Source organism: Blastococcus sp. CCUG 61487, from assembly GCF_005222955.1.
GTDB lineage: Bacteria > Actinomycetota > Actinomycetes > Mycobacteriales > Geodermatophilaceae > Blastococcus.
In genome coordinates this window covers 18,936-32,171 of sequence record NZ_LWUA01000233.1, presented here as the reverse complement: position 1 = coordinate 32,171, position 13,236 = coordinate 18,936, and the positions used below count along the sequence as shown (strand labels likewise).

Below are 13,236 nucleotides of genomic sequence, written 5' to 3'. Positions count from 1 at the left end.
CCCTCGCGGCCCGCGTGCCCGCGCTCGGGGTGCGGCGCTCCCAGCCCGTCGGCTGACCGCAGCGGGCGGCGCGACGGCGCCGCGCGGAGGGCGGCCGCGCTGCGTTGTGACGGTTGTGACGCCCGGGCCCCGACCCGGGCGGCCTGTCACCTTCCCGACCTAGTGTGGAGGCATGGCCGACCCCTCGACGTACCGCCCCGCGGTCGGCTCCATCCCGGAGAGCCCGGGCGTCTACAAGTTCCGGGACCCTGGTGGCCGGGTCATCTACGTGGGCAAGGCCAAGAGCCTCCGCCAGCGGCTGAACAGCTACTTCGCCGACGTCGCCGGCCTGCACCCGCGCACCCGCCAGATGGTGACGACGGCGTCCGGCGTCGAGTGGACCGTCGTCGGCACCGAGGTCGAGGCGCTCCAGCTCGAGTACAACTGGATCAAGGAGTTCGACCCGCGGTTCAACGTCCGCTACCGCGATGACAAGAGCTACCCGTCGCTGGCCGTGACGCTGAACGAGGAGTACCCGCGGCTGCAGGTCATGCGCGGCCCCAAGAAGAAGGGCGTCCGGTACTTCGGGCCCTACGCCCACGCCTGGGCGATCCGCGAGACCCTCGACACCCTGACCCGCGTCTTCCCGGCCCGCACCTGCTCCAACGGCGTCTTCAAGCGGGCCGGCCAGATCGGCCGGCCCTGCCTGCTGGGCTACATCGGGAAGTGCGCCGCCCCCTGCGTCGGCCGGGTCAGCGCCGAGGAGCACCGGAAGATCGTCGACGACTTCTGCGACTTCATGGCCGGCAAGACCGAGTCCATGATCAAGCGGCTCGAGCGGGAGATGGCAGCAGCCGCGGCGGACCTGGAGTACGAGAAGGCGGCGCGGCTCCGCGACGACCTCGGCGCCCTCAAGCGTGCGATGGAGAAGCAGGCCGTCGTGCTCGGCGACGGCACCGACGCCGACGTGGTCGCGTTCGCGCAGGACGAGCTCGAGGCCGCGGTCCAGGTCTTCCACGTGCGCGGCGGCCGGGTGCGCGGTCAGCGCGGCTGGATCGTCGACAAGGTCGAGGCGGTGACCACCGGCGAGCTGGTCGAGCAGTTCCTGCTGCAGGTGTACGGCGGCATCGACGAGCAGACCGGCGCGACAGAGGCCGGGGAGAGCGTGCCGAAGGAGGTGCTCGTCCCAGAGCTGCCGGACGACGCCGAGATCTACGAGGAGCTGCTGAGCGAGCTGCGCGGCAGCCGGGTCAGGCTCCGCGTGCCCCAGCGCGGCGACAAGCGCAACCTCATGGAGACCGTCGAGCGCAACGCCAAGGAGTCCTTCGCCCGGCACCGGGTGAAGCGGGCCAGCGACCTCACCGCGCGTTCGCTCGCGCTCAGCGAGCTGCAGGAGGCGCTGGAGCTGCCGGACGCCCCGCTGCGCATCGAGTGCATCGACATCAGCCACGTCCAGGGGACCAACGTCGTCGCCAGCATGGTGGTCTTCGAGGACGGGCTGCCGAAGAAGTCGGACTACCGCCGGTTCTCCGTCACGAACGGAACCGACGACACCGCGGCGATGGCCGAGGTGGTGCGCCGCCGGTTCGCGCGGCACCTCAAGGAGGAGCAGGACCGGCGCGACGAGCAGGGCGTCGCCGCGGAGGAGGGGCGGCCGCGCAGGTTCGCCTACCCGCCGAACCTGCTGGTCGTCGACGGCGGGGCGCCGCAGGTCGCGGCGGCCGCCCGCTCGCTGGCCGAGCTGGGCATCGTGGACGTCGCCGTCTGCGGGCTGGCCAAGCGCATGGAGGAGATCTGGCTGCCGGGGGAGAGCGACCCGGTGATCCTGCCGCGCACCTCCGAGGCGCTGTACCTGCTCCAGCGCGTGCGGGACGAGGCGCACCGGTTCGCTGTCACCTATCACCGGCAGAAGCGGTCCACCACGATGCTGACCTCGTTGTTGGACGACGTCCCCGGGCTCGGGGAGACACGGCGGAAGGCGCTGATGAAGGAGTTCGGATCGCTCAAGCGGCTGCGGGCCGCCACCGTGGAGGAGCTCATGGCGATCCCGGGCATCGGCCGGCGGACCGCCGAGGCGGTGCAGGCAGCCATCGCGGAGCCCGCCGACCCGTCCGGTGCGGCCATCGACGCCGCGGGGCTCGTCGAGACCACCACGGCGCCGCAGGGACCGGCCGAGCGCGGCGCGCCGCGACCCGACGCGGGCCGGACCGCCGAGGTCGGCCGGGTGGCGTCATGACTGCCGGACCGCAGAGCGACGTCCCGCCCAGCGAGGACCCGACGTCGACCGAGGTGCAGCCGCTCGAGGTCGTGGTCGTCACCGGGCTCTCCGGGGCGGGCAAGCTGAGCGCCGGCCGGGTCCTGGAGGACCTCGGCTGGTTCGTCGTCGACAACCTGCCCCCGGCCCTGCTCCAGCCGATGGTCGAGCTGGGTGCCCGCGGTGACCTGCGGCGGTTCGCCGCGGTGGTCGACGTCCGCAGCCGGGCGTTCTCCAGCGACCTGCAGGAGGCGATCGAGACGCTGGCCGAGGCGGGCAACCGGCCGCGGATCATCTACGTGCACGCCCGCGACGAGGTCCTGGTGCGGCGCTACGAGTCCAACCGCAGGGAGCACCCGCTCCAGGGCAACGGCACGCTCATCGACGGCATCACCGCCGAGCGGAACCTGCTCACCGGCATCGCCGGCGACGCCGACCTGTGGGTCGACACCAGCGACCTCAACATCCACCAGCTGCGCGCGACGCTGGAGAACGCGTTCGAGCGCGACGGGCGGACCCAGCCGCTGACCGCCACCGTGATGAGCTTCGGGTTCAAGTACGGGCTGCCGCTGGACGCCGACCTGATCGTCGACGCGAGGTTCCTGCCCAACCCGCACTGGGTCCCCGAGCTGCGCCCGCGGACCGGTCAGGACCCGGAGGTGAGCGCCTACGTGCTCGCCCAGGACGACGCGGGGGAGTTCCTGGACCGCTACACCGAGGTGCTGCGGCTGCTCATCCCCGGCTACCGGCGCGAGGGCAAGCGCTACCTGACCCTCGCCGTGGGCTGCACCGGCGGCAAGCACCGCAGCGTCGCCATCGCCGAGGAGTTCGCGCGCCGGCTCACCGACGAGGGGCTGGCCACGGTCGCCCGTCACCGCGACCTGGGCCGCGAGTAGTGGGCCCCACCGACCTGCGGGTCGTCGCGTTCGGCGGCGGTCACGGCCTCGCCGCTGCCCTGGCCGCCTGGCGGCAGCTCACCCCCGAGCTGACCGCGGTGGTCACCGTCGCCGACGACGGCGGCTCCTCGGGGCGCATCCGTCGTGAACTCCCCGTCCTGCCGCCCGGCGACCTGCGGATGGCGCTCAACGCGCTGGCCGGGGCGGGGGAGCGGGAGAAGACCCTCGCGGCGCTCCTGCAGCACCGGTTCGGGGGGACCGGCGGCCTGGCCGGGCACTCCGTGGGCAACCTGCTGCTCACCGGACTGGTGGAGCTGTACGGCGGCGACACCGTGCGGGCGCTGGACGAGCTGTGCCAGATGCTGGGCGCCGAAGGGCGGGTCCTGCCCATGGCCGACGCTCCGCTGGACCTGGTCGCCCGCGTCGAGCCGATCGACCGGGACGACCCCACACGGCTGCGCACCATCCGGGGGCAGGTGGCGATCGCGACCACCCCGGGACGGGTGCGCGACATCGAGCTGTCGCCGGCCGACCCGCCGGTGCACCAGGCGGTGCTCGACGCCATCGCGGAGGCCGACGTCATCTCGCTCGGCCCCGGCTCCTGGTACACGTCGGTGCTGCCGCACCTCCTGGTGCCGCGGCTGCGGGCGGCCCTGGCCGCCACGCGGGCCCGGATCGTGGTGGTGCTCAACCTGGCGCCGCAGCCGGGCGAGACCGACGGCTTCTCCCCGGAGGAGCACGTCAGCGTGCTGGAGGCGCATCTGGGCGGTGTGCCACTGCACAGCGTGATCGCCGATGCTGAGTCGGTGGTTGACCGCCGTGGTCTCCTGTCTGCAGTGCGCAGGTGCGGTGCCGAGCTCGTGCTCGCTCCGGTCGCCGAGCAGAACGGTGCGCCCCGGCACGATCCGGTGCGCCTCTCCGCTGCCCTGGCCTCCGTGGTCGGGCGGCGCTGAACGACTAGCGGACTCCGGCCGGGTTTCGGAACTATCGGACCCAGCCGCACACGAGGGGGAAAGAGGGGACGCCGCCCATGGCGAAGGCGCGAGGGACGACGACGGGGAGCCCCGTCGCTACGTGGGGGTGGACGACATGGCGATGACCGCCATGGTGAAGGACGAGCTCTCCCGGGTGGAGTGCACGAAGACCTCCGAGCGCAAGGCCGAGGTGACCGCGCTGCTGCGGTTCTCCGGCGGCCTGCACATCGTCGGCGGCCGGGTGGTGATCGAAGCCGAGCTGGACACCGGCTCGGTGGCCCGCCGGCTGCGCCGCGACATCAGCGAGGTGTACGGCTACACGAGCGGCGTGAGCGTCCTCGCCGGCGGGAACATCCGCCGCGGCGTGCGCTACCTGGTCCGCATCGCCAAGCACGGGGAGGGGCTGGCCCGGCAGACCGGCCTGGTCGACCAGCGTGGCCGCCCGGTGCGCGGCCTGCCGCCGGCGGTGGTCTCCGGCAGCCTCAACGACGCGGAGGCGGCGTGGCGGGGCGCGTTCCTGGCCCACGGGTCGCTCACCGAGCCCGGCCGGTCCTCCTCGCTCGAGGTGACCTGCCCCGGCCCCGAGGCGGCGATGGCGCTCGTCGGTGCCGCTCGCCGGCTGGGCATCGCCGCGAAGGCGCGCGAGGTCCGCGGCGCCGACCGGGTTGTGGTCCGCGACGGCGACGCGATCAGCGCGCTGCTGACCCGCATGGGCGCCCACGACGCCGTCATGGCCTGGGAGGAGCGGCGGATGCGCCGCGAGGTCCGGGCCACCGCCAACCGGCTGGCCAACTTCGACGACGCCAACCTCCGCCGGTCCGCCCGCGCCGCGGTCGCGGCCAGCGCCCGCGTGGAGCGGGCCATGGAGATCCTGGCCGGGGACGCTCCCGAGCACCTGCTCGTGGCGGGGCGGTTGCGGCTGGAGTACGGCCAGGCGTCGCTGGAGGAGCTCGGCCAGCGCGCCGACCCGCCGATGACCAAGGACGCCGTCGCCGGCCGGATCCGCCGCCTGCTGGCGATGGCCGACAAGCGGGCGAAGGACCTCGGCATCCCCGACACCGAGTCGGTCGTCACCGACGACATGCTCACCCAGTAGCAGCTCGCTGCGCCGTCCTCCCTCGCGGTTCCGGGTCCTCCCTCGCCGTCGACCGCGAGGGAGGTGCCGGGATGATCAGGTTTCCTGATCATCCCGGGGAGGGAAGCCGGGGTGGGGTGCGGAAGATAGGCTCGGCGGCAGTGAGGTCGCGCGCGGCGCGGCCCGTGACGACAGCGCGAACGCGACGTGGAGGTCAGCAGTGACGGTGCGGGTAGGCATCAACGGATTCGGCCGCATCGGCCGCAACTTCTGGCGTGCCGCCGCCGCCAGCGGCCAGGACATCGAGATCGTCGCGGTCAACGACCTGACCAGCAACGAGGCGCTGGCCCACCTGCTGAAGTACGACAGCATCCTCGGCCGGCTGTCCGAGGACGTCGAGGCGACGTCCGAGGGCATCAAGATCGGCGGGACCACCATGAAGGTCCTCTCCGAGCGCGACCCGGCCGCGCTGCCCTGGTCGGACCTCGGGGTCGACGTCGTCGTCGAGTCCACCGGCTTCTTCACCAAGGCCGCCGACGCCCGCAAGCACGTCGACGCCGGCGGCGCCAAGAAGGTCATCATCTCCGCGCCGGCCACCGACGACGACATCACGATCGTCATGGGCGTCAACGACCACCTGTACGACGGCTCGCAGACCGTCATCAGCAACGCCTCCTGCACCACCAACTGCCTCGCCCCGCTGGCCAAGGTGCTGCACGACGCCTTCGGCATCGAGCGCGGCCTGATGACGACGATCCACGCCTACACCGCCGACCAGAACCTGCAGGATGGCCCGCACAAGGACCTGCGCCGCGCCCGCGGTGCCGCGCTGAACATGGTGCCCACCTCCACGGGTGCGGCGAAGGCGATCGGCCTGGTCCTGCCGGAGCTGAAGGGCAAGCTCGACGGCTACGCCATCCGCGTCCCGGTGCCGACCGGCTCGGCCACCGACCTGACCGTGCAGCTGTCCCGCGAGGCGAGCGCCGACGAGATCGACGCCGCCTACCGCGAGGCCGCGGCCGGCCCGCTGGGCAAGTACCTGACCTACACCGACGCGCCGATCGTCTCCTCCGACATCGTCACCGACCCGTCGTCCTGCATCTACGACGCGAAGCTCACCAAGGTCTTCGGCCCGATGGCGAAGGTGCTGGGCTGGTACGACAACGAGTGGGGCTACTCCAACCGCCTCGTCGACCTCGTCTCGCTGGTCGGAAAGTCCCTCTGACGGGCATGCGCTCCGTCGACGACCTCATCGCCGAGGGCGTCTCGGGTCGGCGCGTGCTCGTGCGCACCGACCTGAACGTCCCGCTCGACCACACGACGGCCTCGCCGGTCATCACCGATGACGGCCGGATCCGCGCCAGCCTGCCCACCCTGCAGGCGCTGCGCGACGCCGGCGCCCGCGTCGTCGTCGCCGCCCACCTGGGCCGCCCCAAGGGCGCCCCGGACCCGCAGTTCTCGTTGGCGCCCGTCGCAGCGCGCCTCGGCGAGCTGCTCGGGACGACGGTGCCGCTGGCCGCCGACGTCGCCGGTGACGACGCCCGGGCCAAGGTGGCGGCGCTGGCCGACGGCGACGTCGTCCTGCTGGAGAACGTCCGCTTCGAGGCCGCGGAGACGAGCAAGGACGACGCCGAGCGCGGAGAGCTGGCCGACCGGCTGGCCGGGCTCGCCGACGCCTACGTCGACGACGCGTTCGGCGCGGTGCACCGCAAGCACGCCAGCGTCTACGACGTCGCCCGGCGCCTGCCCCGCCACGCCGGCCGCCTGGTCGCCGCCGAGCTCGACGTCCTGCGCCGCCTCACCAGCGACCCGGAGCGGCCCTACGTCGTCGTCCTGGGTGGCTCGAAGGTGAGCGACAAGCTGGCCGTCATCGAGGCGCTGCTGCCCAAGGTCGACAAGCTCCTGGTCGGCGGCGGCATGTGCTTCACCTTCCTCAAGGCGCAGGGCCACGAGGTGGGCAGGTCGCTGCTGGAGGCCGACCAGGTCGACACCTGCCGGCGCCTCCTGGACGAGGCCGGCGACCGGATCGTGCTGCCGGTCGACGTCGTCTGCGCTCCCGAGTTCAGCGCCGACGCCCCGACGACGACGGTGGACGTGGAGGCCATCCCCGCCGACCAGCTGGGGCTGGACGTCGGCCCGCGCACCGTCGAGCTGTTCGCCCGCGAGATCGCCGCGGCCCGCACCGTGTTCTGGAACGGGCCGATGGGCGTCTTCGAGCTCGCGCCGTTCGCGGAGGGCACGCGCGGCGTGGCCGACGCGGTGAGCCACGTCGAGGGCCTGTCGGTCGTCGGCGGCGGTGACTCCGCGGCCGCGGTCCGGCAGCTCGGGCTCGACGAGGCCGCCTACGGACACATCAGCACCGGCGGCGGCGCGTCGCTGGAGTACCTCGAGGGCCGGGAGCTCCCCGGCCTCGCGGTGCTCACCGACTGAGGGGACCGACCGATGGCACGCAAGGGCCGCGCTCCCGCCCCCCGCGAGGGGCGACGTCCGCTCATCGCGGGCAACTGGAAGATGCACATGACGCACCTCGACGCGATCGGGCTGGTGCAGAAGCTCGCGTTCTCCCTCAAGGAGACCGAGCTCGACGCCGCCGAGGTCGTGGTGCTCCCGCCGTTCACCGCCCTGCGCAGCGTGCAGACGCTGGTCACCGGCGACAAGCTCGAGGTCGGCTACGGCGCCCAGGACATCTCCTTCCACGACTCCGGCGCCTACACCGGTGAGGTCAGCGGGGAGATGCTGGCGGCCCTCGGCTGCAGCTACGTGACGGTCGGGCACTCGGAGCGCCGGCAGTACCACGGCGAGGACGACTCCCTGGTCGCGGTCAAGGCCCAGGCCGCGCTGCGGCACGGGATCACGCCCATCGTGTGCGTGGGGGAGAACCTGGAGATCCGCCGGTCGGGCGGCCACGTGGAGTACGTGCGGGACCAGGGCGCCACCTCGCTGGACGGGCTCACCGCCGAGCAGGTGGCCGGCATCGGCGCCGGGGCGGGGGGTGGGATTGTTATCGCCTACGAGCCGGTGTGGGCCATCGGCACCGGCGAGGTCGCCACCCCGGAGGACGCCCAGGAGGTCTGCGGGGCGATCCGGGCGTGGCTCGCCGAGCGTTTCGGCCCCGAACCGGCCGCCGCCGTCCGTATCCTCTACGGCGGGTCGGTGAAGGCCGCGAACACGGCCGGGATCCTGGCCGGGCCGGACATCGACGGAGCGCTCGTCGGCGGCGCCAGCCTGGACGCCGACGAGTTCGCACAGATCTGTCGGACCGCCGCCGACGTCGGCTAGCCCCCGCTGACCGCCGCCGGCCGCACGAACCGGGAGCGGGACGCACAGGACGTGAACGACACCCTCGAACGGCTGGTCTCCCGGCTGCCCGCGTGGGCGCAGGGCCGCCGCCTCGTGGTGGCGGCGGCCGCCGTGGTGCTCGTGCTCGTGCTGGCGGTGAGCTGCCTCGGCGGCGCCGGCGGCCGCGCCGACGTCCCCGTCGTCGAGGGCGAGCCGGACGCCGGGATCGACGGCGTCCGGGCGCCGTCGGAGGAGACCGGCGGCACGCTGCGCGTGGTCTCGCCGCCGATCGACAGCCTCGATCCGCAGCGCTCCTACCTGCCCGGTGTGTGGAACGTGATGCGGCTCTACACCCGCACGCTGGTCACGTACTCCTCCCAACCCGGGCGCACCCACGAGCTCGTGCCCGACCTGGCCACCGACCTGGGCACGGTGTCCGAGGACGGGCTGGCCTGGACGTTCACCCTGCGCGAGGGCGTCAGGTTCGAGAACGGGCGGGCGATCACCGCCCAGGACGTGAAGTACGGCATCCAGCGCTCGTTCGCCTCCGACGTCATCGTCGGGGGGCCGACGTACGTCGTCGACCTGCTGGACGACCCCGCCAACCCCTATCCCGGGCCGTACTCCGCCGAGGAGGACGACCCCGAGGACCTGGTCTCGGTCGAGACCCCCGACGAGCGGACCATCGTCTTCCGGCTGCGCGCCCCGGCGCCGCAGCTGCCCTACGTGCTGGCGCTGCCCTCGAGCAGCCCCGTCCCGGTGGAGGCGGACACCAGGGGTGACTACGGGATCGACCCCGTGTCCTCCGGCCCCTACGCCATCACCTCGGCGGACACCGCGACCGGCATCCGGCTCGACCGCAACCCCGCGTGGGACCCGGCCACCGACGACGTCCGGACCGCCTTGCCGGACACCGTGATCGTCCGGTCGAACCTGACGGGCGTGGAGCGCGACCAGGCCCTGCTCGCCGGGTCGGCGGACGTGGACATCTCCGGGTCCGGGGTGCAGCCGCTCACCGTCGCCCGGCTGGAGGCGGAGGACAACGAGGATCTCCGGGACCGGGTGGACGAGCTGCCGACGGGCGCGCTGCGGTTGCTGGCACTGCCCGCCGGCGTGGCGCCGTTCGACGATCCGGCCTGCCGTGCCGCCGTCGCGGCCGCGATCGACCGGGCGGAGGTCCAGGAGGCACTGGGGGAAGCCACCGCGATGCCGACGTCCCGGTTGTGGACCCGGGCGCTGGGGGGCGGTCCGGAGGGGGACGGGAGCGGCCGGGACCTGGACGCCGCGCGCGCACACCTGGCGGAGTGCGGGGCGCCCGACGGGTTTGGCACGGTCCTCGCGGTACCCGATTCCCAGGTCAGCCTGGACGTCGCCGACGTGGTGGCCGATCAGCTGGCCGAGGTGGGCATCGAGGTGGAGGTCCGGCCACTGGAACCGGCCACCTTCTACGCGACCGACGTCGGCAACCCCGACAGCGTCGTCGCCAACGGCTACGGCATCGTGCTCGTGACCTCCACGCCCGACTTCCCGACCGCCGCCTCGTTGCTGAGCCCCCTGCTCGACGGCCGCAGCATCCGGCGGGTCGGCAACCCGAACTTCGCCCGGCTGGACGACCCCGCGATCAACGAGCTGATCGACGCCGCCCGCGCGGCGGACGCCTCCGGGGGCGACGCCGGCCGCGAGGCATGGCAGGCCGTGGCGGCAGCGGCCGGTGCGACGAACGCCTACGTGCCGCTCGCGGAGAGCCGGGTCCAGCTCGTCGCCGGCCAGCGGCTGCGCAACGGCGTGGTGATGCGGCCCTACTCCGGATACGACCTGGCGACGGCCGGCGTCCGCTGACCGCGAGCGCCGTCCGTTACGCTCGTTCCCGAGGTCCGGCGCCGCGCGCCGGCCACCAGACTGGAGAGGTCATGATCGAGGTCGTCCTGAACGTGTTGCTGGTGCTCACCAGCGTGCTGCTCGTGGTGCTGGTCCTGCTGCACCGCGGCCGGGGCGGCGGCCTGTCCTCCATGTTCGGCGGCGCGGCCAGCTCGTCGCTCGCCGGTTCGTCGGTGGTCGAGAAGAACCTGAACCGGCTGACGGTGTTCACCGCCCTGATCTGGGCCGTCTGCATCGTCGCGCTCGGCATCCTGATCAAGGTCTGACGGCGCGGCGCCGTCGGTCTGCGGCGGACGGGACGAAATCGTGACCGGGGATCGCCTCTCCAGGCTCTAGACTTCGCCCGCGGTGGTGATCTGCACCACGTCGGGACCGGAGATCAGGGAGCGCTCGTGGCTGGTGGCAACGCGATCCGGGGCAGCCGGGTCGGAGCAGGTCCGATGGGCGAGGCGGAGCGCGGCGAGGCCGCACCACGTCGGCGACTGCCGTTCTGGTGCGCCAACGGGCACGAGACCCGCATCGCCTTCGCCGACGACGCCGACATCCCCGAGCTGTGGGACTGCCCCCGCTGCGGCCTGCCGGCCGGCCCGGACCAGGGCAACCCGCCCCCGGCGCCGCGCACCGAGCCGTACAAGACCCACCTGGCCTACGTCCGGGAGCGGCGCACCGACGCCGACGGCGACGCGCTCCTCGAGGAGGCCCTCAGCCGGCTCCGCGCCCGCCGGGGCGCCTGACCGCTCGGGTCAGCGGGACGCCTCGTCGGCGTCCCGGCTGCGCCAGCCGCAGGCGAGGCAGTCCCAGTACTCGTCGGGGCGCCGGGCGGCGCGCCGCGAGCGCTCCGGGTCGGCGCGGCCGGACGCATCGTCCGGTGCACCGGAGCGGGGCGACGGCAGGACGGCGGCCGTGCGCTGATCGGTCGAGGTCATGAGCGGGCGCTCCTCCCGGTGCCGCGGCACCTCGCGTCCCCGTGCACCGGCCAGGGTGGCCGCGACCCGTTCTCTCCGGTAGCCGGCCGCCGGCCCGGCTCCTGCGCGTGCGGCCCGCCGTCACCCACCGTGGGGCAGGGGGAGCGTCCGGGTCAGCTCGGGGCGCCGGGCAGCCGGCTCGCGGCGGCGGCGTCGAGCAGCCAGCGCGTGGCCCGGCGACCGCGCACGCCGGCGGCCGGCAGCCGGCTCGGTTCGGCACCGGACAGCGCCTCGGCCACCGCGGCGGCCTTGCCCTCCCCGGCCACCACGAGCCACACCTCCTCGGCGGTGCCGATCGCGGTGAAGCCGAGGCTGATCCGGGTCGGTGGCGGCTTGGGCGAGTCGTGGACGGCGAACACCGGCCTGTCGTCGTCGACACCCGGAGTGCCCGGGAAGATCGACGCGACGTGCCCGTCGTCGCCCATGCCGAGGAGCAGCAGGTCGAAGCGGGGCAGCTCCCCGTCGCCCCCGGCCGCCGCCGCGAGCTGTTCGGCGTACCGGGCTGCGGCCTCCTCGGGCTCGGCGAACCCGTCGTCGGACGCGGGCATGGCGTGCACGCGAGCGGGCTCGACGCCGACGTGGTCGAGCAGCGCCCGCCGTGCCCCCTTCTCGTTGCGCTCGTCGTCGTCCCGCGGGACGTACCGCTCGTCGCCCCACCAGACGTCGACGCGCGCCCAGTCCACCGTCTCCCGCACCGGCTCGGCGGCCAGGCCGGCGACGCGCTCGAGGACGGCGGTGCCGATGGTGCCGCCGGTCAGGACGACCGACGCCGTCCCGTGCACCGCCTGCGCAGCGGCCAAGCGGGCCACCAGCGCCTCGGCCACGGACCGCGCGAGCCGCTCGGCGTCGGGCTCGACGACCACGTCCGGGGTGGGGCTCACGACGCCCCCTGCTGCACGTCGTCCTCGGCCTCGGACGGGTCGAACCAGACGTGCTCCCGCTCGGGGGAGCGATCGGTGAGCCCGGTGAGCCCCGTGGCTCCCTCGAGGGCGTCGCTGTAGGGCTCGTCCGGGTCCAGCCGGCGGAGCTCCTCGCTGAGCAGGTCGCCGAGAGCCCGCTCGGGCAGGGCGACGGTGCCGTCGGGCCGGTTGGGCTGGCTGATCACCGCGCCGCCCCGGTGGTCGGAGGTGACCCGGACCTCCTCGTCCTGGTCCAGGTGCAGGACGACCGACTCGACCCCGGTCGGACCGGCGTCCCGGGTGCCGTCGGCGACCTCGATGTCGCAGCCGCAGCGCGAGGTGATCCAGCCGGCGAGGAGCTGGGCGGTGGCGTTGTGCGGGTCGCCCTCGATGCGGCCACCGGTCACCCGCACGAGGTCCCCGCGACGGCCCGCCACCGAGTCGAGGGTGGAGGCGAGCACCGCCCGCCAGGCGGTGCTGCGGGTCCAGGTGAGGTCGGTGTCGCCGGGGACGTAGTCCTCGGCGCGGATCCGCAGCGCTTCGCGCGGGTCGTCGGCCAGCGAGCTGTCGGTGATCCGGCGGTCGGCGAAGACGGCGAGCGCGTCGGTGGCCAGCCGGTCGGGGGGAGGGCCGTGCCACCAGGCGACGACCGGCGCGTCGGCGGCCAGCAGGGGCAGGACCACCGACTCCGAGTGCAGGGCCAGGCGCCCGTACATGCGCAGCACGACCGCCTCGCCGGGGCCGAGCCGCCCGCCGATCTGCACCTCCGCGTCCAGCCGCGGCACCGGCGCCTCGATCTGCCGGCGCACCACGACCAGCACCCGGCAGGGGTGCATCTCCGCCGCGTAGGTGGCGGCCTCCTCCGCCGCGGTCACGCCGGCCTCGTCGGCGACGACCACCAGCGTGAGCGCGACCCCGGAGAGCACCGCGCCGCCGGTCCGCCGCTGGGCGGCCAGCTCCTTCACCACCGCGGAACCGGTGGTGTCCCAGAGCGTCGTCACGGCTCCTCCTCGGTCCGGATCGGCCCGGTCGGGCGC

General features: G+C 74.0%; 13 protein-coding genes. 10 read left to right on the top strand and 3 right to left on the bottom strand.

Annotated elements, in window-relative coordinates:
* The first annotated feature begins 172 nt into the window (after positions 1-172).
* The 10 genes from uvrC to A6V29_RS12700 all read left to right on the top strand — a co-directional run bounded on the left by uvrC (position 173) and on the right by A6V29_RS12700 (position 11,069).
* A complete protein-coding gene (uvrC, locus tag A6V29_RS12745) occupies positions 173-2,215 on the top strand; it encodes an excinuclease ABC subunit UvrC (protein WP_137160643.1) in 2,043 nt (680 codons plus the stop codon).
* Positions 2,212-3,129: an RNase adapter RapZ gene (gene rapZ, locus A6V29_RS12740; protein ID WP_137160642.1), complete on the top strand. Its 918-nt coding sequence runs from the start codon at positions 2,212-2,214 to the stop codon at positions 3,127-3,129. Before uvrC ends, rapZ begins: the two co-directional genes overlap by 4 nt.
* Positions 3,129-4,082, top strand: a complete 954-nt coding sequence (locus A6V29_RS12735) for a gluconeogenesis factor YvcK family protein (RefSeq protein WP_137160641.1) — start codon at positions 3,129-3,131, stop codon at positions 4,080-4,082. Before rapZ ends, A6V29_RS12735 begins: the two co-directional genes overlap by 1 nt.
* A 136-nt stretch (positions 4,083-4,218) precedes the next feature.
* Positions 4,219-5,199: a DNA-binding protein WhiA gene (gene whiA / locus A6V29_RS12730; RefSeq protein ID WP_137160640.1), complete on the top strand. Its 981-nt coding sequence runs from the start codon at positions 4,219-4,221 to the stop codon at positions 5,197-5,199.
* Between the two features lie 199 nt (positions 5,200-5,398).
* Positions 5,399-6,403: a type I glyceraldehyde-3-phosphate dehydrogenase gene (gene gap, locus A6V29_RS12725; RefSeq protein ID WP_137160639.1), complete on the top strand. Its 1,005-nt coding sequence runs from the start codon at positions 5,399-5,401 to the stop codon at positions 6,401-6,403.
* Positions 6,404-6,408: 5 nt separating this feature from the next.
* On the top strand, positions 6,409-7,608 hold the full coding sequence (locus A6V29_RS12720; protein ID WP_137160638.1) for a phosphoglycerate kinase: 1,200 nt from the start codon (positions 6,409-6,411) through the stop codon (positions 7,606-7,608).
* A gap of 12 nt (positions 7,609-7,620) precedes the next feature.
* Positions 7,621-8,457 carry a triose-phosphate isomerase gene (tpiA, locus tag A6V29_RS12715; RefSeq protein WP_137160637.1) on the top strand — a complete coding sequence of 279 codons (837 nt, stop codon included), beginning with the start codon at positions 7,621-7,623 and terminating at the stop codon, positions 8,455-8,457.
* 51 nt (positions 8,458-8,508) lie between these two features.
* The gene (locus tag A6V29_RS12710; RefSeq protein WP_137160636.1) at positions 8,509-10,296 is read left to right on the top strand and encodes an ABC transporter substrate-binding protein; all 1,788 of its coding nucleotides are present in this window, start codon (positions 8,509-8,511) and stop codon (positions 10,294-10,296) included.
* A gap of 71 nt (positions 10,297-10,367) precedes the next feature.
* Entirely contained in the window at positions 10,368-10,601 is a 234-nt protein-coding gene (gene secG, locus A6V29_RS12705; RefSeq protein WP_212719352.1) for a preprotein translocase subunit SecG, read from the top strand.
* A gap of 126 nt (positions 10,602-10,727) precedes the next feature.
* Positions 10,728-11,069 (top strand): RNA polymerase-binding protein RbpA, encoded by a 342-nt coding sequence (locus A6V29_RS12700; protein ID WP_137160635.1) that lies wholly within the window; start codon positions 10,728-10,730, stop codon positions 11,067-11,069.
* A gap of 9 nt (positions 11,070-11,078) precedes the next feature.
* Here A6V29_RS12700 and A6V29_RS12695 read toward each other — a convergent pair whose 3' ends face one another.
* The 3 genes from A6V29_RS12695 to A6V29_RS12685 form a co-directional block, all read right to left on the bottom strand.
* Positions 11,079-11,261 carry a hypothetical protein gene (locus tag A6V29_RS12695; protein ID WP_137160634.1) on the bottom strand — a complete coding sequence of 61 codons (183 nt, stop codon included), beginning with the start codon at positions 11,259-11,261 and terminating at the stop codon, positions 11,079-11,081.
* Between the two features lie 152 nt (positions 11,262-11,413).
* Positions 11,414-12,181 (bottom strand): 6-phosphogluconolactonase, encoded by a 768-nt coding sequence (gene pgl, locus A6V29_RS12690; protein WP_137160633.1) that lies wholly within the window; start codon positions 12,179-12,181, stop codon positions 11,414-11,416.
* The gene (locus A6V29_RS12685; RefSeq protein ID WP_137160632.1) at positions 12,178-13,200 is read right to left on the bottom strand and encodes a glucose-6-phosphate dehydrogenase assembly protein OpcA; all 1,023 of its coding nucleotides are present in this window, start codon (positions 13,198-13,200) and stop codon (positions 12,178-12,180) included. The genes pgl and A6V29_RS12685 overlap by 4 nt, the downstream gene beginning before the upstream one ends.
* Between the last annotated feature and the right edge of the window lie 36 nt (positions 13,201-13,236).